General features: G+C 48.4%; 20 protein-coding genes. 6 read left to right on the top strand and 14 right to left on the bottom strand.

The window, feature by feature from the left end:
* Positions 1–40 precede the first annotated feature (40 nt).
* The gene (locus LN737_RS03495) at positions 41–754 is read right to left on the bottom strand and encodes an XRE family transcriptional regulator (protein ID WP_405516268.1); all 714 of its coding nucleotides are present in this window, start codon (positions 752–754) and stop codon (positions 41–43) included.
* A gap of 121 nt (positions 755–875) precedes the next feature.
* On the opposite strand from LN737_RS03495, the gene LN737_RS03490 reads away from it, so the two are divergent.
* Positions 876–2141 (top strand): DNA polymerase IV, encoded by a 1266-nt coding sequence (locus LN737_RS03490; protein ID WP_405516266.1) that lies wholly within the window; start codon positions 876–878, stop codon positions 2139–2141.
* A gap of 82 nt (positions 2142–2223) precedes the next feature.
* Here the strand turns inward: LN737_RS03490 and LN737_RS03485 are convergent, their stop codons facing one another.
* Entirely contained in the window at positions 2224–3084 is an 861-nt protein-coding gene (locus LN737_RS03485) for a pirin family protein (RefSeq protein WP_405516265.1), read from the bottom strand.
* A 98-nt stretch (positions 3085–3182) separates the two neighbouring features.
* Complete coding sequence (locus LN737_RS03480) at positions 3183–3998, bottom strand: Fpg/Nei family DNA glycosylase (protein WP_405516263.1); 816 nt, start codon at positions 3996–3998, stop codon at positions 3183–3185.
* 363 nt (positions 3999–4361) lie between these two features.
* On the opposite strand from LN737_RS03480, the gene LN737_RS03475 reads away from it, so the two are divergent.
* On the top strand, positions 4362–5309 hold the full coding sequence (locus tag LN737_RS03475; RefSeq protein ID WP_405516262.1) for a hypothetical protein: 948 nt from the start codon (positions 4362–4364) through the stop codon (positions 5307–5309).
* Between the two features lie 114 nt (positions 5310–5423).
* On the opposite strand, the gene LN737_RS03470 is transcribed toward LN737_RS03475, so the two are convergent.
* The 8 genes from LN737_RS03470 to LN737_RS03435 form a co-directional block, all read right to left on the bottom strand.
* The gene (locus LN737_RS03470) at positions 5424–5630 is read right to left on the bottom strand and encodes a hypothetical protein (protein ID WP_405516260.1); all 207 of its coding nucleotides are present in this window, start codon (positions 5628–5630) and stop codon (positions 5424–5426) included.
* A gap of 209 nt (positions 5631–5839) precedes the next feature.
* Entirely contained in the window at positions 5840–6469 is a 630-nt protein-coding gene (locus LN737_RS03465) for a hypothetical protein (RefSeq protein ID WP_405516258.1), read from the bottom strand.
* Positions 6470–6482: 13 nt separating this feature from the next.
* Positions 6483–7790: an LVIVD repeat-containing protein gene (locus LN737_RS03460; protein ID WP_405516256.1), complete on the bottom strand. Its 1308-nt coding sequence runs from the start codon at positions 7788–7790 to the stop codon at positions 6483–6485.
* Between the two features lie 127 nt (positions 7791–7917).
* A complete protein-coding gene (locus LN737_RS03455) occupies positions 7918–8358 on the bottom strand; it encodes a hypothetical protein (RefSeq protein ID WP_405516254.1) in 441 nt (146 codons plus the stop codon).
* Between the two features lies 1 nt (position 8359).
* A complete protein-coding gene (locus LN737_RS03450) occupies positions 8360–8800 on the bottom strand; it encodes an META domain-containing protein (RefSeq protein WP_405516252.1) in 441 nt (146 codons plus the stop codon).
* A complete protein-coding gene (locus tag LN737_RS03445) occupies positions 8797–10038 on the bottom strand; it encodes a serpin family protein (protein ID WP_405516250.1) in 1242 nt (413 codons plus the stop codon). The genes LN737_RS03450 and LN737_RS03445 overlap by 4 nt, the downstream gene beginning before the upstream one ends.
* Positions 10039–10050: 12 nt before the next feature.
* Complete coding sequence (locus LN737_RS03440; RefSeq protein ID WP_405516248.1) at positions 10051–11649, bottom strand: hypothetical protein; 1599 nt, start codon at positions 11647–11649, stop codon at positions 10051–10053.
* Between the two features lie 12 nt (positions 11650–11661).
* Complete coding sequence (locus LN737_RS03435) at positions 11662–12216, bottom strand: RNA polymerase sigma factor (protein ID WP_405516246.1); 555 nt, start codon at positions 12214–12216, stop codon at positions 11662–11664.
* 161 nt (positions 12217–12377) lie between these two features.
* Between LN737_RS03435 and LN737_RS03430 the strand changes: the two genes are divergently transcribed.
* Positions 12378–13235 (top strand): sugar phosphate isomerase/epimerase, encoded by an 858-nt coding sequence (locus tag LN737_RS03430; protein ID WP_405516244.1) that lies wholly within the window; start codon positions 12378–12380, stop codon positions 13233–13235.
* 39 nt (positions 13236–13274) lie between these two features.
* Positions 13275–16421: a PVC-type heme-binding CxxCH protein gene (locus tag LN737_RS03425; RefSeq protein ID WP_405516242.1), complete on the top strand. Its 3147-nt coding sequence runs from the start codon at positions 13275–13277 to the stop codon at positions 16419–16421.
* A 127-nt stretch (positions 16422–16548) separates the two neighbouring features.
* On the opposite strand, the gene LN737_RS03420 is transcribed toward LN737_RS03425, so the two are convergent.
* Complete coding sequence (locus tag LN737_RS03420; protein ID WP_405516240.1) at positions 16549–17130, bottom strand: peptidylprolyl isomerase; 582 nt, start codon at positions 17128–17130, stop codon at positions 16549–16551.
* A 216-nt stretch (positions 17131–17346) separates the two neighbouring features.
* Here LN737_RS03420 and LN737_RS03415 point away from each other — a divergent pair, with 216 nt between their 5' ends.
* Positions 17347–18702, top strand: a complete 1356-nt coding sequence (locus LN737_RS03415; protein ID WP_405516239.1) for a hypothetical protein — start codon at positions 17347–17349, stop codon at positions 18700–18702.
* A 50-nt stretch (positions 18703–18752) separates the two neighbouring features.
* Entirely contained in the window at positions 18753–23402 is a 4650-nt protein-coding gene (locus tag LN737_RS03410) for an alpha-2-macroglobulin (RefSeq protein WP_405516237.1), read from the top strand.
* Between the two features lie 43 nt (positions 23403–23445).
* On the opposite strand, the gene LN737_RS03405 is transcribed toward LN737_RS03410, so the two are convergent.
* Together LN737_RS03405 and LN737_RS03400 are read right to left on the bottom strand one after the other, a co-directional pair.
* Positions 23446–23820 (bottom strand): RidA family protein, encoded by a 375-nt coding sequence (locus tag LN737_RS03405; RefSeq protein WP_405516235.1) that lies wholly within the window; start codon positions 23818–23820, stop codon positions 23446–23448.
* Positions 23821–23913: 93 nt separating this feature from the next.
* Positions 23914–24249: a phage holin family protein gene (locus LN737_RS03400; RefSeq protein WP_405516233.1), complete on the bottom strand. Its 336-nt coding sequence runs from the start codon at positions 24247–24249 to the stop codon at positions 23914–23916.
* Positions 24250–24253 lie beyond the last annotated feature (4 nt).

Below are 24253 nucleotides of genomic sequence, written 5' to 3'. Positions count from 1 at the left end.
AAAATAGGGTCATCAACGTTGATGACCCATGAACTATAGATTACTCTACCGGTGCTTCTACAATGGCGACTATTTTCCAGAGCCCCCGAATGTCCTGTAGAGGCACTGTTACGTTGCCGCCGTTCGGATTGTCGGAGTGAAGCGTCAGGTATTTTCGGGTCAGAAGCTCATTGTCACGGATGCGTTTCACGACGAAGTAATCGCGGTACATAACGGCATATACGCCACCTGACTGATATTCCCAGTTGTTCTCGCTGACAGGTACGGCCAGCACTTTGGCGCCATGTGCTAACTGTGGACTCATGCTATTGCCCGAAATCTCCAGCACAACAGCTTGTTTATGGCCTTTAGTAATAGTCTTACGTACCCGAAATGATTCCGTATCGGCCGTGCTGATCCCATCGGCATAACTTTCCACAAAACTTGCGTAAAACTTCACGGGTACAAAGGGAATTTCCACCGTCTCATCGTCGGCATTCAGCAGAACAGCGTTGGCCTCCGGCGATTTCAAAATAGGCGTAATACCCCGAATCAGGTAGTCGGCGCTGATCTGTGGATAGCAGGCAAGTAAGCTCATTATCGTATCGTACGATGGCTTGGCCCTCCCGTTCAGAATGTTATAAAACTTCGACGGGTTTTCGCCTAACTCTTTGGCTATCTGATAAATAGTAATGCCTAACGCATCGAAAACATGCTTGAGTCGGTCCTGAATCGTCACAGTACTGTTGATTTTTTTTGAACATTTTTCTGCCATTGTCGGATAAATAATTAGCAGATATAATACAACTAAAATATATTGCGCTTGTATTACAGCAAATATACAATAAATACAGACGAATGCTGATATAAAAAGCAACGTTCTTAGCCAAAAATTGATGAACCGGAACCGACTCTCTATCCACACGCTGCCAACGGTGCTGTTCGTGGATATGAACAGTTTTTTTGCCTCCTGTGAGCAACAGGATAATTACTGGTTACGCGGTCGACCTGTAGGCGTGTGCGTGTATACGGGGCGGCAGGGCTGCGTTATTGCTCCATCCATAGAGGCCAAAATACGGGGGGTAAAAACAGGTATGCGGCTAGATGAGGCCATCGCCCTGTGTCCGGACCTGGTGCCTGTTGAAACCCATCCTGGTCGGTATCGGGAGTATCATGTCAAGATAATCGATGTGCTTCGCGAGTTCTCGGAGGACGTAGTGCCGAAAAGTATCGACGAAGCCGTTGTCGATCTGACAAATTATCAATTGGTTTATAAAGACGTAAGGCAGGCAGCAATGGCTATCAAACAGGCCATTAAACAGAAAGTTGGTGATTGGCTAGGCTGCTCGATTGGTATAGCGCCAAATGTTTTTCTGGCTAAACTGGCCTCCGATATACAAAAGCCCGATGGGTTGACTGTTATTACCCCAGATACTATAGATGAGGTTCTATGTTCGCTAAAACTTACCGACCTGCCTGGCATTGGTTACCGAATGGCTGCGCGGCTGGAAGCGGGTGGGGTGACTACACCCCTGGCGTTACGATACGCTACACCAGAACACCTTCAACATGTGTGTAAAAGTATCATTGGCTGGCACTGGCATCTACGTCTGAATTTCGGGGGTGAAGTTGACCTGGACACAAATGATAAGATCAAAAGCATGTCGGCCATGCGTACGATTTCATCAGATCAACGTAACACGCCCGAACGGCTGGATGAGCTGCTACAATCACTCTGTCTGACACTGGAACGTCGAATGGTGCGTCAGGGTATTTTCTGTCAGGATATGTCATTTTCCTGTCGCTATCATACGGGTAAAACCTATAATTACGAAGCTCATTTTCCCGATCCGAAGCAGGATGGCCCGGAACTGTACCAGATAATTCGGGAACGACTGGAGAAATTTCAGGCCGCTCATCGCTGTGAACCCGTACTGAACAGACACCTGAGCAATATGTCGGTGGTTGTTTTTCGATTCATCCCGTCCGAACTTGTACCCTTACGTCTGTTTGACAATAGTGCCCGAAAAGATAAACTGCGACAGACGCTTTACGACCTGAAGACAAAATTCGGCGCTGATAAACTAGTACGAGCCACTGAATTGCGCGACAATCCTGTTTATCGGGACGTAATTGGCTTTGGAAATATCAAGGATTTATAGGAACGTATCGATTCACCAGATTCAATAATTCTGAGCATGTTGAGCAGCAGAACTCTCAAATCCAGTGAATCGATAGCTATCTTTAGTTTAATACGCCCATTTTACCTGACTGAAAATCGTTGAACGCTTCGATTAGTTCTTCGCGGCTGTTCATCACAAAGGGCCCATACGTAGCCAGCGGCTCCCGGATGGGTTCTCCCGCTAGAATCAGCAGTTTAGCATTTTGTTCAGTAGAAATCTGTACAGACTCTCCATCCGTATTAATCAGCGCGATCTGACCACGCACCAGTGATTCACCATTGAGCGTTGCTGAACCGCTCAGCACGTAAACCATTGCTGTGTAAGTTGGCGGGATGGTAATCGTTTCTGACTGATCGGCTGCCAATGTAAGGTCAGCAACGATAAGTGGGCTAAACGTTTGTGCCGGACCTGTCTGATCGGCCAATTTACCGGCTATGACGCGCAATTTACCTCCATTGGGCAAAGTTATTGTCGGAATACGGGTGGCGGCAATATCCTGATATTTGGGCGGACTCATTTTGTCTTTAGCGGGCAGATTGACCCATAACTGCACGAAGTCGAGCTGGCCACCCCGGCGCGAAAATTCCCGTTCATGTTTTTCTTCGTGAATAATACCCGATGCCGCCGTCATCCACTGCACATCGCCTGCGAAGAGTTTGCCGTAATTGCCTGCTGAATCGCGGTGTTCTAGCGCACCCTCATACACAATGGTTACGGTTTCAAAGCCACGATGCGGATGCTCATCAACACCTCTTGGCCGTTCTGAGGGCTTTACCTCCATAGGGCCATGGTGATCCAAAAGCAAGAATGGGCTAAAAGGCTGTGAACCCTGTGGATGAAAGGCATTTAAACCAACAAAGCCATCACCAACATTATTTGGCGTGGCATTACGTATAGCAGAAATTGTCCGTTGTGTTTTCATAATTCATGTAGATACATGTAATTTTAAAACCAACCTATTTCCTAACAAGTTCAATTTATAGAATGGGGGCAATCGTACAGCGTAAAACAAAACCGAGGCTAGAGTACCTGGTCCTCCGGGCAGAAGAAAGTGGTTCGTCCGCCCACTACGATACGTTCGATGCGAGTGCCACAGCGAGGACAGAACTTATGAGCCTCTACGTCATCATAAGGAGAATCATCCCACTCACGTACATGAATCAAAAAGTTATTGGGGAAATCCCGGTACGTTGCTTCGAAACGGATAGCTGTTTCAAGAACAAGATATATGGCATCGTGCAGTTGGCTATACTGGGAATCGGTGAGCGTATCGCCCCGCTGTTCTGGATGGATAAATGCCTGAAACAAAACCTCATCGACTATCCAGTTGCCCAACCCGGCTACGACACTTTGATCGAGCAGGATAGACTTGATCAAGGCTTTCTTCCGGCAGATACGATCACGCAGTTCGGTTAGTGAGATGGCCAGTGCATCGGGGCCGATTTTTTTTCGTAGTAAAAAGGCATCGATGCTATCAATCAAACCAATACGTTCAAATTTGCGGGGGCAGAGGAAGCCGAGGTTAAACCCATTGGCGAATTCAAAGACAATTCGGGCGAATCGTGGCCTGTCTAATGAGGAGTGATAATACTCCAGATCGCCCGTCATACCAAAGTGCATATGAACAATTATACCGGGTTTGTCGGTCAATACGAACAAGTTTTTTCCGACTCTATACGTACTGGTAAACTGCCGTCCGGTCAATGCATCCAGTAAGGAAGAATATTCTGTTGTCAGAAGTTTTTTATCTTCAACTTCAATGTAATTAATTGGCTGATTTAATGAAGAGGTTTCAAGATATTGACGCCTAATTTCGACCTCGGGCAGTTCTGGCATTTACACGATTTGTTTAACAAATAAACACAATTAAATGTCTGTAGGTTAGCCAAATGCTACTAAATGCATGTACTAACTTCATTAGAAAATAGGTATTTATTATCCGGCGTAAAAGGCTGATAGTCAATAGGGGGTTTGGAGGCCTCAAGACGGTCCGTAGTAAACCTTTTTTCAAATAAATTAGTTGTAGATGACAATAGAACAGTTAAAACAATCGTTTGGAGAATATTGTTTGATGTTGGCGTTGTTTTGTCACTGAAAATTTCTCTTAACCTTACTTCAGATGTAACAACCTCTACACGACCGCTTACGCGGTTTTTACTAAAGTTTGTGCATGTTCAATCGTTAAACTGACAATTTTTTATGGAAAGTAATTCGCAGAAATCCAAAACAAATGGTGCTTTGCTAGCCGCGCTAATTATAATGACGGGTCTGGCTGGAGTGTCAAGTTATCTGTATTTCGATCAGAAAAAAGTATCCGAAACCCAGGAAGTAACCATATCTGAGCGCGTTGAAGAACTATCAACAACACGGGTTAAACTGGATTCGATCTCTACCGCTCTGGATGCTAAAATCGCCGAAGTGCAGAAATTGGGTGGCGACATTTCCGAGTTACAGAAGGTGAAGGAACAGTTGGAACAGGATAAAGCGTCATTACGCAAAGGTAACCGGGTATCGATCGCTAAATACGAAGCAAAAATTAAGCAGTACGAAGCGTTTCTGGTGGAAAAAGATACGCTCATCGCGAATCTGCAGCGTGAGAACGTAACGCTGGCCACCAACGTAAAAGTACTGGATGAAGAAAACACAGGCCTGAAAGTGAAAGGTCAACAGTTCCGCGACTCGGTAACTACTGTTGTATCACAGGTTCAGTCGCAAAATCAGGAATTAAGCACCAAAGTAACCCGGGCTGCCGCTCTGAAAGCTCAGAACGTAAAAGTTTACGCAGTCAATGCTAAGGGAAAAGTTAAAGACGATGATTCCTACAAAGCGAAACGCCTGGACAAAATCAAGCTGGTTTATACCTTGCTGGACAATCCGCTGACGAAAGAGGAGCCTAAGGATGTGTATGTTCGGGTACTTGATCCGACGGGTGCTGTTGTGTCTGATATGGCTAATGGATCGGGTACGTTTACCGTAGATGGTAACGAAACGGTTTATACAACGAAGCAGACGGTTAATTATACCAATAATAACCAGAACGTTGAACTCCTTTACAGCCGCGGTATTCCTTACAAACCAGGTAAGTATACCATAGAGCTCTATTCAGAAGGTTTCCGTATCGGTTCTGGTGAGTTTGCTGTTCGGTAAGCTTCTCTAAATACCTATTAAAAAAAGCGCGATGCCTACAGGTATCGCGCTTTTTGCTTCTATCACGTAAAAGATGTCAAATAAAGATCTTGTCGCAAACTGTCTTTTATTTTCTCAATTGTAATGGAGGCCCGAAAGAGATTTGTCGGCTCGGAAAACGAGTGAGGGTAATGTTTTAAACGGCAGAATGACGGGTAGTTTAGCTTGAATACTTTTGGTCGATAACGTTTGGTGGGCTACGTACTCTGCCTGTCGGCGCGTGTAATTGTATCCGGCCGCGAACAGCAGAATACCAATAAAAATCATGATAAGCCTTTTCATAATGTTAAGATTCAATTTTTGATGGTGCGTGATATGGAGGTGCTAATTTATTTATTCCACATCTATTTCCTTCAGAGTAGTTATTATACGGTTATGGTTTGTACTATTACCTTCTTACTGACGTAAAAAGTCAAATTAGTTACATAATAGAGTCAAATTCCACTGTAGACGTGGCTATGCACAAACCCATTAAGTCGGCTAAATGTTTCTTAAAAACTAAAACCCATTCGAAAATAGAGTCGATTGTAATGCCGGTGTTCAACTTGAGAGAGCGTCTGAACGCCATCCACAGCGGCAACTTGCCTGGCTTCCTGATGCTTATAGCCAGCGCTTATAAGAAAACCTGTGCCATTACCCTTGTTGATACGTAAGCCAATTCCCGGACTCCATAGCCAGCCGCCTTTCAGTTCTCTACCATGTGGATTTGGCCCCGAAAGAGCATAGCCGCTTTCGAGGCTGTAAAAGGTTGTAAGCCGTTTTTTATGCCCAAAAATATCGCCCTGAACGGCTGCGGCTACAGGTATAAAAGCTGAGTTATTATAATAGTCAACGCCGAATGCCAGGCCCGGTATTAACCAGGAGCGAATGGAATAACCTGTGAACGCATGGATGGTTAAACCGATTCGGTTGCCAGCCGTACGTGCTGGGTAATAGTTGTAATTATTCGGGTAATAGATGTAATCATAGTAGGGGTAGGCATTACGTTGGTCGGGTTGTACCCGCCCTGTTTGCACGCCCATTTCAACAGTTACCCGCCAGGGGTTAGGTTTAGCTGGTTCTGTTTGTGCGTACGTGTGCCGAACCAGTAAACAGATAAGCAAACTGATAAACGTTTTCATGGAAGTAGACAGGTTAATTAGGTTGTTGGGCCGCAATTTTGCTCAGGAGCCGAAGATCATTCGGATTCGAATAATCATACTGATACAGCCCATCTTTACCAATGGTCAACAGGACTTTCGAAAGAGGGATAACATCGAAAGCATTCACATTCGGAAATGTCTGGCGTGTTTTTAGGTCGAGCGGGTTAGACGCATCGAAAACACTTAGCCCTTTACTACCCTGACAGACAAACAGCGTTGGGTAATCGATGCCAAGGCCATACGGCGTTTCGATTGGATAGGATTTCTCAACCCGGGGCGCTGCTGGATTGCTGATATTGATCACGTCGAGCACATCCTGCGTACCCGCTACGCCACAGGTACTCGTACCTCGTAACGTTACGTAGGCATAATCTTCATGCACCACCACCGGATCGCAGGAGCGAACGTGCGAAAAAGCCGACAGTTGTTTTGGCTCGGCAGGATTGGCAATGTCATAGATATACATGCCCGTCGTTGTGCCAATAAACAGGTTATTACGGTACGGAAAAATCGTCTCAACATTCCAGTTCAGGTTCGCCGTTTTACCTTTTACCGGATTGGCAGGGGCACTAATGTCGAATAACTGAAGCGAATAATTATTAACTACGTAAAGCTGGTTGTTGGTAATGGCAAACCGGGCCATTGAGCCGCCTACACCGGTTGTTGGGGTTGGCGTCGGCGCTTTATTCTGACTACCGGCCGCCAGATCGGCAAATGCATAGGTCTCGTAATACCGGCCAAACCAGGCAATTGGTACCAGGTAGGGTAATACGTTGAAAGAGCCTTCACAATCGGTTTTGATCGTTTCCGTCGCAATTTCCTCGCGCTGGTCATTTATTTTCATGCTCTGCTGGTCATACGCCCAGTACGTACGGCCAACCTGCCCACTCTTAAAACCCGTTTCGGTACGACTTACTTCTTTAATTGAAGTTGGATCGCTGATATCCAGGGCGACCAGATCAATATAACTGTCAGCATACAGAATATTGTCGCGAACGGCCAGGTCAACGTTGCCCGGAATACTAAGGAACGAAATCGCTTTGGGGTTGGCCGGATTACTGTTATCGAACACATGAATCCCTTTTTTCACTTCTACGATGAAGAGATACTTGTCTTTAACGTACAGTTTTCCTGGCTCAACCAACGTCTGCGCTGGGCCAGATTTAATGGCCTGCCGCAAGTCGGAAAGCGTCAACTGAATGGGAATGTATTTGCGGTACGTTCGGACCTGTTCGCAGTTGTCGGTGCAACTGGTCAGGTAAAAAAGCGACAGAATAATAAGAAGTAGATTTGCTTTCATTACAGACGGGGGTTGGGAATAGTATCAGGACTCCCGACTTGGTGAAAACGTTGGAACGCTCACAAATAAAATTGCCCGGCTGTCCTGATTACGGCCGGGCAATACTGGTCTTACACAAAAAGGGCAATTATTGTCGCTGATACTCATATGTTGACCCATCGGCAATGGTAGCGTCCTGGCTACCCCGCTGATAGAGAAACAAATGACCATCCTGGAAAGTATAGGGTTGAGCGGTTTTGTCGTCGGGATAGAAAACAGCTTGCTTATCGGCCGTTTTTGTTGGGTTGGCACCCGTATAGAAATTCCCTTTCTCTTCGTGCTGTCCAAACGTATCCGTATAATTTCGCTGATACGTACCGTCAGCTTTGTACTCGATTACTTCTGAAATGCCCACCTCCGACGGTATGGTTGTTGATTGGGCAAAGCCATTAACAATACGTATCAGGTTCCAGCGCCCTACAACCTGCGTATCTGATACTTTACTGGCTGGGTTAACGGCATCTTTCTGTGAGCACGACAAGATGAACGCTGCGCACAGACAGACAAGAATAACTTTTATTGGTTTCATATTAGTTCGTTCGTTTATAAACCAACACGCCCGGTTTTTCTCCACCGTGGAATAAGCGAAGCCGGTTGTCGGTTGAAAGTTCATAACGTGCAATGGTTCGCAGATTGTCGAAATAGGTTTGCTCAAACTGCATTGCCTGTGGCGGACCTGCCACTTTTGTGCTACCCAGGTTTTCGACTGTTGCCATGCCATCCAAAGCGGCAAAAAAGCGAGCGTTGTACTGATTCACCGACGATTTTCCCGATATCAGAAAGGGCGTAACATCGTGCGGTGGATTTTCGGTGTCAAAACCAATCTGAAGCGTCACACCATAGGTCGAATCGGGTTCAGTGAGCTGCCACGTACCCGTTAGGTTCGCTACGTTTGGCGCCAGCGTCGTTTCTTTCTTTCCACACTGGGTAAGCAGTGCCAGCAGCAGGAAGAAAGCTAGTACAGGTTTCATGAGTTTCCGCTTTTGGTAGGGTCGGCAATTTTGCCAACAAACAAGATCGTTCCCGTGGTTTTTTCGTGAATAACAAAAACAAAAGGCCTGTCGCAGAGCGTTGGTTGGGGCATGGATGTTGTCGAAATGCCCCCTGTTGTTACGGCCGCTGCTTCGGTTCCTTTTTCATCTACCGCTACGAACGTATTTTGTTTGATAAAACTGAGCAGTAGCCCGCCCTGGGCGTTGATTTTTGTAAAGTCAGCCTGATCACTAAAAGCGGTCGGCATACCTAAGGTGCTCAGCGCTTTGTTCAGGTTGATTTCATAATTCAGCGTAAACTTGGGCAGGCCAAAATCAACCGTTCCGGACGTCATATCTTTTTGCAACTGGGTCCATTCCGAGCTTGACAGTGAATTAATCAGCGCATCGGCCGACGTATTGGCTGCGGGTAATAACACGGTCATGGCATATTTATCCGAACCATAAGGTAGTTCATAAGCGCCATACGTTGAGCGGGCCACATGTTTAATTGGTGCATTGAGCCGCATCATCCGCACATTGGTTGTGCCGCCTGATGCCAGTTTGAATGGTGCATCGATTGTTTTACTGGGATCAAACTGCGTTTTCCAGTCGCCTTTGAAATAAAGGGCGTTCAGCAGAAACATTACGTTATCGGGCTGAATCTGTTCGATAACCTTGGGGATTTTACCGTTCGTTTTTTCGCTGGCCCAGGCATTGATTTTTCCTACGGTTGCCGGGTCATTAAAATCCTGCGCTGAGATCTCTGCCTTGAACGACTGTTTGAGCAAATCCTGATACGGGGTTTCAACGCTAAACGTATTCCTGTACCAAACAGAATTGGCCAGTGTCAGCGTTACCTTGGGATCGACGCCCGGCAGATTCGTCATCAGATTCTGGTACGTCTGATTCGCTTCCGCCAGGGTCTGGGCGTCCAGCTTCAGCGTTTTCTGGATTTCCTGTGCTGTTTGTCCGTTGGCGCCGTTCATAATCATGCCTAGTGCTATGTGCAGGCTGAGCGGAGAAATAAAAACGTTTTTGGACGAGCCTTCCTGCGTAGTTACGGCCTTGCTGATGTCGAAAGCAAACTGAGTGGTCTGGTCCGCAAATGGCGCCGACACGCGTAGCTCACTTGCCGTGCCGAGGTCTGGCGTTACGTTCGAGTTTTTGCAGCTGACTGTTGCCAGCAGAACGCTGGCCGTTACAGCCATTAACGTTGAAAAGAAGCTGGTTTTCATAGCATGAACTGTTTAAAAATGATAATCGAGGCCAAAGCTCATACCCGTTGAGGTAGGTCGGGTTTGTACCTGCGAATCAGCTTGTGTGCCAAGTTCCAGAGACGGCTGATACTGTCCAGCCAGCGAAGCCGACCACCGGCCAGATGGGCGATAGCGGAACCGAGCCCCCATAGTAGCCGCTAGTGAAACCGGCCGATAAACACCATCTTTTGCCGTGATTATCAGATCGCTACCGACTGTATTACGTACAAAAATGTTCGTGACCAGGCCACCCAGTACCGCCAGACTTAGCCGTTTGCGGGGACGTAACTGATAACCCACCTGAACCGGAACCTGCATGTACTGATAGTCGTTAGCTAGGGTTTGGATGGTTTGGTTACTATACGTACCCTGTGATAGGTACCCATTGTTGAGCAGGTCTGAATTTGAGGGCGATACATTCTGCACAGACCGGTTGGATACACTGTTTCGCAGCGCATCGACATACACATTGTTGACAACGGCACTTTTATCGGAGCTAGACCCCGCCAAGAAAGCCATAGAAGCTGATTGCGCTGACGCATCAACGCTTGAATGACCGGCCAGATAACCAATACCCGACTCGACAGACCAGCGGTCACTCAACTGGATACCTGCCCCGGCCTGATAGGCTATAGAAAAACTGGCCCGGCTGTTAACCGCCGACTGGCTTGTACGTGCGTTGGAAAATGCCGCAATCGGCGAATTTTTTACAGATACTGAAGGGTTAAACGCACCAGGCATAACACTGACAGAGGCCCACTTTTCCTTTGCTTTGTGCTTCTCTTTTGTCATCTCAGCCTCAAGAGGCAGTTCGGCAGGCTGAAACCAGACAATCCGCTGGATTTGTCCAGGTGAACGCAGACGTAAAGGGCGGCCGTTAAGTAACTCATAAGCTGCGGCTACCTGACTCGATGCAATGGCGGTCCGGCCAGTATAACTACCTGGTGTAAATGACGTATTGGCTATTTGCCCACGAGTATGGGCAAGTGCGTCGGTCGCTGTACGCGATGGCGCCGAATGCAACGCAGGCGATGCTATTGCTGGATTAGTCCGGTGACTCAACACATTGACATCGCGAGCCATCTGTGTTAGTATCTGCTCACTCGCTTCCTTTTTCGACCGGTTACCGAGTTCCGGGGTTGATGAATTAGCGGCTAGTGAAGGCTCTTCAATGTGCACGGGTTTATTATTGGACGTAGCAGCGTTCTTCTCGTTCACAGATGCATTCAGTGAATGATGGACCGCTGGAGACGTAGCAGGAGCTAGCGCTATAGACTCGCTCGGGCTGGACAGTTTGGGTTGGGCTACGGATGGTTGTACACGGGCTACGGATATGGGGGTGGATTCATTAGAAAAAGCCCACCAACCCACAAACAGCAATGTTAAGGCGGCTGCTACGCCCGTACTCCACCAGACCACGGGTCGCGATGATGCCGGGCCAATACCCCAAAGTGGAATAATTTTGGTTCCATCAGATTCATCTAACCGGCGCTCAACAGAATCCCACACACGAGATGGTGGCGTTTCGGCAGCTTCGTCGAAGGCCTTTCGCCAAAAATCATCTGGAATATTTTTCTCTAATTCATCCATTTTTAGTCTTTATCATAGGGGGTAGCCTTGTGCAGGGTGCCCATCGGATTGTAGTTTTTGTTGCAGCAGCATCCGGGCGCGTGCATACTGCGATTTAGAGGTTCCCTCGGCGATGTCGAGCATTTCGGCAATCTCCGGATGATTATAGCCTTCGATAGCGTACAGGTTAAATACCGTTCGGCAACCGGGGGGCAGTTCCTGAATAAGCTGTAGCAGATATTTGTAATTCAGCGTTGGTAAACTTTCGTCAGCCTGGGGCAATACGGGAGCCATGTCCTGTATGTCAGTAGTGTTTTCCCACGGTTTTCCTTTTCGTAACTGTTTAAGTGCTGTGTTGATGGTTATCCGCTTCAGCCATGCCTCCAGCGGGCATTCAAACCGAAATGAATCGATATTCCTGTAAATTTTTACAAATGCATCCTGCAAAACGTCTTCTGCCTCGTCGGGGTCCTTTATGTACCGTTTACAAACGACAAAGAGCTTCCCGGCAAACCGCTCATAGAGCTGTCGCTGCACAATGCGGTCCTGCCGGCGGCACCCTTCAACTAACGCGTATTCATCTTGCATACTAACGCTGACACTGTATTGACCCTGTTTGCTGACAAACGGTTGTAAGTCAACAGAAAAAAATCGTTTTTCTTTCCAAAAGTAAAATGGGTATTAGAATAAGTAAGGTTCCACGCTTTATAGATACGTACCTTTGGTAATATAAACGCAGACGATCAAAAATGAATCGCCGGGACACCCTACGAAATCTGCTAGGTATTGGTCTTGCAGCTACAGCTTATTCCTTATACGCTGAGACCGCTGCCAAAAACGCCCGCTTTAAAATAGGTGCCTGCGACTGGTCGATTGGTCCGGCGGGGGATATACACAGCTTTAGCGTTGCCAAACAGATCGGACTTGACGGCGTACAGCTGAGTCTGAATACGAAAGCGGATCAGGAGCATCTTCGTCGGCCCGAAAAGCAACGCGCATTTAAAGAGGCCGCCCGGCAGGCAAACGTAGCGATTGGTGGGTTGGCCATTGGCTTGCTGAATGAGATTCCGTACAAATCCGACCCGCGTACCGAACAGTGGGTGCAGGATAGCGTAGACGTAGCAAGTGCGTTAGGCGTAAAGAATGTTCTGCTGGCTTTTTTCTCAAATAATGATTTGCGAAATGACCCCAAAGGCACTCAGATCGTCATAGAACGATTGAAAGCCGTAGCGCCGAAAGCCGAAAAAGCGGGCGTAGTGCTGGGCATTGAATCCTGGTTGTCGGCCCCCGAACTGCGGGCTATTCTGGATGCCGTAGCGTCTCCGGCGGTACAGGTTTATTACGATGTCTGCAATTCTACGGATATGGGGTATGATATTTTTAAGGAAATTCGCGAGCTGGGTAAAGACAAAATCTGTGAAGTGCATCTAAAAGAAAACGGCTTTTTGCTTGGCCAGGGTAAGGTAGATCTTGCGAAGGTTCGGCAGACGTTAGATGATATTGGCTATTCGGGCTGGTTGCAGATTGAAGGGGCGGTGCCCAAAGGCAGCCCGATGCTGGAAAGTTATATAGAGAATGCGAAAACGGTGCGGTCGATATTTAGCTAAGGAATGTTTCGCATTCAATTTTAATGAAACAGACTAATAATGAAGACACTATTCTCCCTAAGTCCTTTACCGCTGGCCCTTGCAGCCGTCGGGTTCGTATACCTTACCGGCCAAACCATACAGCCTCAAAAATGGGCAGCTGCCTCGCACGTACTTGAGCCAGCACAGCCGCATAGCGTACTTACCAGCGAGGATGGGGACAAGCTGTATCTACCCGACGATCTGGAAGCGACGCTTTGGGCCGAATCGCCCATGTTTTATAATCCTACGAACATGGATGTCGACGCTAAAGGACGGATTTGGGTTACAGAGGCTGTTAATTACCGCAAATTCACCAATAAGCCCGAAGGCCGACTCGATCATCCGGAAGGCGAACGGATTGTTATTCTGGAAGATACCAACGGGGATGGTAAAGCCGATAACAACAAAGTGTTTGTGACAGACCCGGATTTAGTCTCTCCGCTCGGTATTGCCGTAATCGGTAATAAAGTAATTGTATCGGCCGCACCTAACATTGTGGTGTATACCGATGAGAACGGCGACGATAAACCGGATAAAAAGGAAGTGATGCTTTCTGGCTTTGGCGGGATGGACCACGATCATTCGTTGCATTCGGTCATTGCCGGACCCGATGGGAAGTATTATTTCAATACCGGAAATGCAGGCCCGCACGTAGTAAGCGACAAAGACGGCTGGACACTCCGGTCGGGGAGCATGTACGTGGGCGGAACGCCTTATAACAAAATTAACCACGGAAACCAGGTAAGTGATGATGGCCGCGTGTGGGTTGGTGGCTTGGCGTTACGTATCAATCCCGATGGCTCCAATCTGAAAGTGATGGCCCATAATTTCCGGAACAACTATGAAACCGCCGTTGATTCATACGGAAATATGTGGCAGAACGACAACGACGATGAGGTTATGGCCTGTCGCACAAGCTGGGTTCTGGAAGGGGGCAACGCCGGGTACTTCAGTGCTGACGGTACCCGCAACTGGAAAGGTGATCAGCGACCAGGCCAGTCGATTCCTACCGCTCACTGGCATCAGGAAGACCCCGGCGTAATGCCCGTGGGCGACCTTACGGGCGCTGGTTCGCCGACGGGCATGGTTGTGTATGAAGGCGATGAGCTTGGCCTTGCCTACCGTGGCATGCTCTTGAGCGCCGAGGCCGGACGTAACGTAATATTTGGGTACAAACCCGAATTGTCGGGCGCTGGGTATCGGATGCCACGTACTGATTTTGTCAGTACGTTTCCAAAAGTCGATGAAAACTACAAGTGGAATGATGTCGATAAGGATGCCCGTAAGTGGTTTCGCCCCAGCGACGTAGCAGTTGGTACAGATGGCGCCATCTACATTGCCGATTGGTATGACCCGATAGTAGGCGGGCATCAGATGCAGGATAAACAAGGGTATGGCCGCATTTACCGCATTACGCCCAAAGGCAAAAACCTGAAAGCGCCGAAAATGGACATTCGCTCCACCCAGGGCCAGATTGCCGCCTTGCTGAATCCCGCCGTGAATGTACGAATGTTGGGTTTTGAGGCTCTCCGTGAACAGGGTGAAAAAGTAATTGAACCCGTAAAAGCGATATTGTCGTCCCCGAATCCGTATCATCGGGCAAGGGCCATTTATTTGCTGGTACAGTTGGGCGCTGAAGGACAGTTCGAGGTAGAGCGGCTTCTTAAATCCGACGACCCGATGACTCGGATTACGGCCCTTCGGGCGCTACGCAGTATTACGCCTGAGAATAACAAATCGAATCCGGGTCTTACGGCTTCTCAGGAAGCGCTATTGCCATTGTTAGGAAACCTGGCACTCGACCGGAACGCGGCTGTTCGGCGGGAAGTTGCCGTTGCTTTACGTGATATTCCGTATGCTGAGTGCCGGGTTATGTTGATCAATCTGGTTAACAGCTACGACGGCAAAGATCGCTGGTATCTGGATGCGCTTGGCGAAGCAGCCGATGGGAAAGAAAATGCGCTTTTCGCCGACTTGACGTTACCCGAAGACCCAGCCAAATGGGATCAGCGGACAGCCGATTTGGTTTGGGAGCTGCATCCGGCTCCAGCTGTGAGTATGCTTAAAAAACGGGCAGAGTCTCAAACACTGTCTGCCGATGCTCGTCGTCAGGCCATTACGTCGTTAGCGTTCATTAAAAACCCACCGGCCGCTAAAGCTATGGTTGACTTGACGAAATCGCCGGATAAAGAGGTGGCTGGCTTGGCAACGTACTGGGTTGATTTCCGGCGCGGGAACGACTGGGCTAAGCTTTTGAACTGGGATCAGGTCAGGCCCACGGTGGTGTCGACCGAAGAACAGAAGATGCTGGACCAACGTAGTGAATTGCTGGATGCTGCCAAATCCGACGCCGACAAACGGAAAATAGCCGTAGAAATGTCGAAGGATGCGGAGGGAGCTAAAGTGCTGATTGGCCTAGCCGCTGAACAAAAGCTATCAGAAGATTTGATTAAAGCCGCTGGGCCGGGTATTCGAACCAACAAAGACCAGACGATTCGGACAATGGGTAAAGAGTATTTTCCCTGGAAGCGCCCATCCGAGTCAACACCTGTCAATACGTCGGCTACCTCTGTGACTTCTGTTTCTGCAGAACCGACTCAGGTTGTCGCAAAGGAAAAAGAACCGGTGAAAACGCCCCCTGTATCGACCGCTACTGTGCAGGCTCAGCCCACAGCGGTAGAACTGTCTCCCGTAAAGAAACCAGCTACGTCGGATGCTGCCACTACAAATTCACCGATTGCTCAGATTGCCCTGTTAACAGGCGACGAACGTAACGGCCGAACTATTTTTAAAACCAACTGCGCGACCTGCCATAAGCACGGCCAGCAGGGTGAGGATATTGGCCCCGATCTGACCAAGATTCATCAGAAATTTGACAAGAGCGGGCTTTTGGAAGCCATCCTTTACCCAAGTGCTGGTATTGCGTTTGGCTATGAACCGTACATGATTACCACCACCAAAGGGCAGATGTACTACGGATTTCTGGTGAGTGACAGCGATCAGTCGGTAACGGTCAAGGGAATTAAAGGCATCAAACACACAATTCCGGCTGACCAGATTTCGTCGCGTCGACAGTACAAAAACAGCCTGATGCCCGACCCTGCGCAGCTGGGATTAAGCCAGCAGCAACTCGCTGACCTGGCTGCATTCCTGTTGAAGCAGTAATGGTAAAGTACGACACGCTATTGTTGAGCACAACGAACGGATTTTTGTCATTACGGCCGTAGGGAGGAATCTTAAAACTTCAGTAGGGCGAGCTTGAGATTCCTCTCTGCGGTCGGAATGACAAAAATTACTTAACAGAATAGCCCAGTTTTTTCAATTCTGAGCCTGTGAGGTTCAGCACATTTACGTCAAGCTTGATAGGCATCAGCGGAGTATCGGTGGAGTCGGTTTTGACGGCCACAATGGCGTCTATTACGTCCATTCCCTTGAAAACCTGCCCGAATACAGTAAATTTATCATCGAGCCGATGTTCGCCTTTTTTGTTCTGTACAATGTAGAACTGGCAACCAGCCGACAGCATTTGCGGATTATTGTCGCGTCCGGCACCGACCGCTCCATAAATGTGCCGGATTGTAGGCCGAAATTCAGGTTTTAGGAGATAGGGCGAATCCGCAAAACCAGCGGGCGTATCGGGGCAGCCTCCTTGCGCGACAAAATTTTTGATGACTCGATTGAACGTCAGCGTATCCCAGTACCCTGCATTCGCCAGTTTCATAAAACTAGCTTTATGATTAGGCGTTTCGTCGTATAACCAGAAAAGTACGTCGCCTTTGTCGGTTTTAATCTGACCAATGGGATAGGTTTTTTCTTTACCAGGAGGGCCGGTAAAGATCAGCCAATAGCTTATAAAAAGTAAAATTATGGGCATAATCTCCGTAAGAAGTGATGGTTGATAAAGATACCAAAGAAATGCTTCGTTGGCGTGTTTCTGCGTAAATAGGCAGAAGTCTTGGTAAGGCCATTGCTGTAAGGACTTTTGGGCGGCTATTAAACCCTTCCTGGCAAACAAGAGTCATAAGGGCAAACGTTGTGGAATAACACATTCCCATTCATCTATCCCAATGATTGGTTTTCGCTAAAGGCTATGCATCCGCTTCTGACCATTTTTTTTATCGTATTGACCTTGGCCGCTTCCGCTCAAAATAAGCCCCAGCCTGATTACGTCCGCGACTGGAAACGCGCTGACTCGCTGGCAGCTAAAGGGTTGCCAAAATCGGCGCTGGATATTGCCAGCCGAATTTACAAGGAAGCAAAAACTCAGAAAAATTATCCGCAGGTAGCTAAAGCGGCTATGGCGCGTATGATTTTTCGAAGTTATTCCGATGAAGATGCGTATAAAGAATTAGTACGTTCGCTTCAGATAGATATTGTCGAAACGCCGGAACCTGCTAAGTCGGTTCTACAATCGGTACTGGCGGATGTGTACTGGCAGTATTTTCAGCAGAATCGCTATAAGTTTTACAACCGTGCAACCGTCGACAAAACGGCGGGTAAGACAGAATTGAATAAAGCGGTCGATCCAGCTGATTTCTCGACCTGGGATGCCCATCACCTGATCGAAGCTGTTACGTCAGCGTATCTGGCTTCGGTACAGTCGAAAGCGTTGTTGCAGAAAACGCCCATTGCCGCTTATGACGTACTACTGGACCGGGGCGATGCCGATGCGCGACCACTACGCCCCACGCTTTACGACCTGCTGGCTCACCGGGCTATTGAATTCTTTCAGAACAGTGAACCTGATTTGCTGAAGCCTGTTTTCCGGTTTGAGCTGGATCAGGCGACTTATTTAGCGGCCCCAGAGGTGTTTACCAAACTGGTTGTTCAAAGTCGCGATTCGCTTTCAGGCCGTTATCAGGCGTTGCTGCTTTATCAACAACTACTGGCTTTTCATAGTGCGGATAAAACCCCCGACGCACTGGCAGATACCGACGTACTACGACTGGCGTTTGTGCACCGGCATAGTGTTTTGCCCGAGCGCGATTCATTATATCGGAAGATTCTCGAAAATCAGGCCACTGCATACAAGAATCAGCCAACGGAAGCCGTTTATGCATACCAATTAGCTGAATTTCTGACGAATTATGGCGCTCCTGTCCGGCCGCTTGATGATGGTGATGAGCCTGTCTCTGAAGCGTCGACACCGAATCGCTGGAATCATAAACGGGCTGCTGATATTTGCCGGGATCTAGTAAAACGATTTCCACAAACGCTGGCAGGCAAGCAGGCCGCCGTCTTGCTGAATCGGTTATTGCTGCCAAGTTATTCGTTTCAGATCGAACAGATCAACATACCCCAGCAACCTTTTCGGGCGTTGGTGACCTATCAAAATGTCCGAAAGGTTTTATACCGGATTATTCCCTTGTCAACAGTGGAATTACAAACGTATCGGGACAACACAGGAACCGATGACCAGAAAAAAAGCGGTTCAGCCAATGGTTAAACCGGGCTTACATCGTCGAGAAGGCCGTTACGGTGCCTGATGACGGGGATTTGAACCAACATTCCGTAGAGATTCCATTCACTGGCTTAGCCATAGGACACTACCTGTTGCTGACGACTACCGACGATACGTTTCGTGACAAAAACGAAGCTGTTCAGTATGCCTCTTTTACCGTATCGGCACTAGGATACCTCATTCAACCTGCTGAAAACGGCGAATCGGTACAAACTGTAGTGGTAACAAACCGGCTAAGTGGTGAGCCGCAGAAAAGCGCATCGGTCGCTGTAATCGAAGGAGCATTGAAACCACGTCGGTCATTTCAGACGGATGCGAACGGACGAATTACTGTACCATCGAGTGCATTGCCGACCCAATCGAACTTCCAGTACCTGATAACGTCTGGAGCCGATACGCTCGTTTCGGAGCCTCAGTATTATTATCGGGTTAACAACGGAGAAAATACCGACCCGAGCCAGACATACTCCAAGCTGTTTACCGACCGGGCAATTTACCGGCCTGGTCAGCCAATCTACGTGAAAGGTTTGGTTTATGAGGGCAAAACGAATCAGTTTGCGGTCGTTCCCAACGAAGAAGTAGACATTGAATTTCGGGATCAGAATGGCGAAGTTATTGCAACTCAAACGTTGAAAACCAATGAATTCGGTACGTTTCAGACTAGTTTCACGGCTCCCGTTGGGCGGCTTACTGGTGTGATGAGTTTGCAAACCGACGATGGAAGTGTGAGCATTCATGTTGAAGAGTACAAACGTCCGACCTTTGAGGTTAAATCCAAGCCCATTAAGCAGTCATTTAAGCTAGGTCAGACAGTCCGGCTCTCGGCCGAAGCCAGAACCTTTTCGGGCGCCGTGGTTGAAGGGGCTGAAGTACGTTACCGGGTTGTGCGCAAACTTCGTCCACGTTGGGAGTGGTGGTATATGCCCCGCAACACAGCCCAGACCGAAATCGCGAATGGTACGTCGCAAACCGACTCGAAAGGTAACGTTGACATTACGTTTACAACCGTACCCGATCGTGACCAGGCGCGGGCGAATAACCCGGTTTTTGATTTTGATATAACTGTTGACGTAACGGATAAGGCTGGCGAAACGCGCAGTACAACCCAAACGCTACGTATCGGCTACTCGGCTTTGCAGGTTAGTCTGTCCATTCCGGCCGAGGTAGAAAACGATAAACCGATTACGTTTCCGGTAAAAGTCACCAATCAGTCGGGTGAGAAAGTGGCCGCTAAAGGGCAATTGACTATTTATCAGCTAAAACCACCCGTGCGTCCGTTGCGCAATCGGCTATGGAGTCGACCGGATCGGCAATTGTTGAGTCGGGAAGAATTTGAAAAACTTTTCCCCAATGATTTGTATGCGAACGAAAACGACCCCCGATCATGGCCAAAAGGCAATATTGTTCAGCAACTGTCGATCACAACGCCGGCTGATACGCTTGTTAAGCCTGATCTGAATCGGTATACGCCCGGTGAGTACGTCGCCGAACTGACCATTACCGATTCGGCGGGTGAAACGGCCAAAGAACGGACCTTTTTTGCCGTTGTGAACGATAAACAGCCGGTGGCATCGGCGCGGCCAGACGGCTGGTTGCAGGTTCGTAAAACTACCGCTGAACCGGGTGAAGAAGCAGTTTTCTGGGTAGGAAATAATCAGCCGGGCTGGGTACTGATGCGTATTGAGCAAAACCATAAGTTTGTCCGGGACGAATGGCTGAAAACGGATGGGAAACCACGTCGTGTTACGTTGCCGGTTTCTGAACAGCAGCGTGGTGGTTTTGCTGTGCATTTTACTATGATTCAGAATGGCCGGTTGTATCAAAAATCGCAGATTATCATGGTGCCATTTACCAATAAGCAACTGACCATCGAAACCAAAACATTCCGTTCGAAGCTTAAGCCCGGTGAGCGCGAAGAATGGACCTTGACGGTAAGCGGTTTAGACAAGGTGCCCGCCGAAATGGTTGCAACGCTCTACGATGCCTCGCTGGATATCTTCGACCGTCTGGAATGGCCCACATCACTTTATCAGCCCTATTCACCTATTTTCTACGGATTCCGGTCGGGTGGCTTTAGCATAAAGTCTGGTAATTCGCTTTTTTATACTTATAAACCCGAACCCACATTACCAACGCGTCGGTATGATCAACTGGCGAGTATCAGGCGAAATAATGTTGCTATTCGATTACGGGGAGTAGTACCTGGCATTGCTATGGCTAAAGGAGCCGCCCGCGAAATGGCAGCTGCCCCCATGCAGGATGCTTCCATGGCCTCGAACGAAGTTGCTGCGTTAAATTATGAAGGAAGAAAGGAAACGGCGGGTGAGGCTAAACCCAAGCCCGATCAATCACCGATGATAAATCTCCGTCGGAATTTCAACGAAACGGCCTTCTTTCTGCCGCAACTCAAAACGGACGAACAGGGTAGGGTTATTTTGAAATTTACGGTGCCGGAAGCCCTGACTCGCTGGCGTCTGCTGGCGTTCGCACACACGAAAGACCTGAAAACGGGGACACTCGAACGCGAAATTGTTACGCAAAAAGAATTGATGATTACGGCCAATGCGCCCCGGTTCCTGCGCGAAGGCGATACCATCCGGGTGACGGCCCGTATCAATAACCTGAGCGGTAAAGAATTACCTGTAGTGGCAAGCCTCATGCTGATTGATGCGCTTACGGGTGAGCCTGTCAATCAAAAACTGAAACATACGGCGTTACAAACGGCAGTTTCTGTAGCCGCTGGTCAAGCGCAGGCAATTGGCTGGACACTTGTTATTCCGGCGGGCCTTGAAACCGTTACGTGTCGACTGACAGCGCAGTCGGGTACGTTTACCGATGGCGAAGAATTTACCGTACCTGTGTTACCCAACCGGATGCTGGTGACGGATTCGCAGCCGTTTTGGGTGAATGGAAAGGGCACTAAAGAGTTTAAGCTGAAGCCATTAACGAATCTGAATCCAGAGCTGCCAGTACAGCATGAGCGTCTGACTGTAGAAGTAACGAGTAATCCGAGCTGGTACGCGCTGCAATCGCTGCCGTATCTGATGGAATATCAATACGAATGTGCCGAGCAATTGTTCAGTCGGTTATATGCCAATAGCCTGGCTGCGCACATTGTTGGTAGTAAGCCCGCGTTCAGGCAGGTAATCAACGAATGGCAGAAAAACCCGGCCACGAAAAGTCCGCTTCAGACAAATGAAGAATTAAAAGCGGTTTCACTGGAAAATTCGCCCTGGCTGGCCGATGCCCGCTCTGAAACCGAACGGCAGGCACGGTTAGCACAACTTCTGGATGCCAACCGTATGGAAAGTGAACAGCTTCGGGCATGTGAAAAACTTCAGCAGTTGCAAACACCAGAAGGCGGATTTCGGTGGTTTGGCGGTATGAGTGCTGATCTGTCGATGACATTGCATATTCTAAGCGGTTTTGGACATTTGCAGAAATTAGGTGTCCGTTTCCCGGATGAGTTACAGGCGAAACTGAGCGACATGCAGGCCAAGGCCATCCGTTACGTTGATGCCGAAATGAAGCAATGGGTAGAAGACCAGCAGAAACTAGGAGCAAAGCAAAAGCGAAGCTCAGGGTGGTATTTTTCGGCTACACAATACCTCTATGCCCGTAGTTTCTATCTCGATAAACCAATTAATAAGGCCGTTCTGACTTACCTGAAACAGCGGGTAATGAGCGAATGGCTGCAGCAGAGCTTACAGGGGCAGGCCCTTTCGGCAATGGCGCTCAACCGGTTTGGCGAGTCTAAAACAGCGAATGGTATTCTGGCTTCGTTACGTGAGCGGGCACGGAAGAACGAGGAGTTAGGAACGTACTGGCCAGATAACACGAGCGGATTATACTGGTATCAGGCACCAATAGAAACGCAGGCTTACCTCATTGAAGCGTTCGATGAGATAAACCCGGTCAGAACGGAGGTCGACGATATGAAACGCTGGTTATTGCGGCAGAAACAAACCCAGTCGTGGTCATCAACAAAAGCGACTACAGAGGCTGTTTATGCATTGCTGTTACGGGGCAGTGACTGGCTCGGTACAGGCGTAACGACGCAGGTAAGCCTGGGCGGGAAGCCCATTGAAAGCCGTGTATCGAAAGCGGATGCTATTACCGGTTACGAAAAAGTGACATACGCATCCACCGAAATTAAACCGGAAATGGGTGCCATTCAGGTTACAAAAACAAGCGATGGTCCCGCCTGGGGCGCCTTATACTGGCAACATTTCGAGCCTTTAGACCGGGTTATGCCGGGCAGTGCAGGCTTATCTGTTCAGAAAACGCTCTACGTGCAGCATGATTCGCCGGGGGGACCCATTATCACACCCGTTACGTCCAAAACGTCCTTAAAGCCCGGCGACCTGATCAAGGTTCGCCTGGTGCTGAAAACGGATCGGCTGATGGAATATGTTCATCTGAAAGATGGCCGGGCGTCGGGATTTGAGCCGGTAGCTGCGTTATCGGGTTATAAATTTCAGAACGGTCTCGGTTATTACGAATCACCCCGTGATGCCAGTACAGATTTCTTTATGAGTTCTCTGCCGGTTGGCACACATATGTTTGAATATGACCTGCGCGTTGCGCAAACGGGCGATTTTTCGGCGGGTGTTGCTACGGTGCAGTGCTTCTATGCTCCCGAATTTTTGGCACACTCAACGGGTGAACGGGTTAAGGTGAAATAGTGTAACGCGGGTAAGCCATCCAGATTGATAGCTTACCCGCGTTTTATAACGTAGCAATGGCTTCTAATTCAATGCCAAAGCCGTAGTGTAGTGGACCAACCGGTACTACCGAACGAGCTGGACGGTGATCGCCGAAAAATTGCATGTACAGCTGGTTTACGGTTCCCCAGGCGCCAATATCAGAAATAAATACGCTCACTTTTAGCACCTTGTCGCGTTTGCTGCCAGCAGCCTGAAGAATGGCATCGAGGTTTGTCAGTATCTGTTCCGTCTGTTCGGCGATACCAGTCCCCGTCAGTTTCTGACCATCGGGCGTAATCGGTAAAATGCCAGATACGTAAACCAGACCGTTATGAACGACAGCCTGTGAATAGTGCCCGCCCGGAACAGGCGCGTTGGGCGTTTGTATAAAAGTCATGATGAGTATGTTTTGATGGCTGTGAAAAACAAAAAAATGCTACAACACAACGTCATAGCATTCTATAGATATAAATTCTGTTGTTACCCTTCTTCAGACTATTGCATCGATGAGAGCGGTTACTAGCGAAACCAGAATACTAAAGAGTAAGGCAGCAATAAAGCCTGTCACGTGAAAATTAGGGACTAGATACGAGGTAAGATACACCATCAGTACGTTCAGAACGAGTAGAAACAGCCCGAGGGTAATAATCGTAATCGGTATGGTCAGAACGGTTAGAATGGGTTTAACAAAGGCATTCAGAAAGCCCAGTACAATAGCAACGATCAGATACGTACCAGCCCCGCCTGTGACGGAAACACCTGGAATAAAATACGTAGCAACCCAAACGGCCACGGCACTAATAAGGATACGAATAATCAGCCCCATTTTC

Origin of the sequence: Spirosoma sp. KNUC1025, from assembly GCF_045160025.1 — a bacterium.
In the GTDB taxonomy this organism is placed as follows: Bacteria; Bacteroidota; Bacteroidia; order Cytophagales; family Spirosomataceae; genus Spirosoma.
Note: the sequence above shows the minus strand (reverse complement) of the source record. Positions and strands in the feature narration are given on the sequence as shown.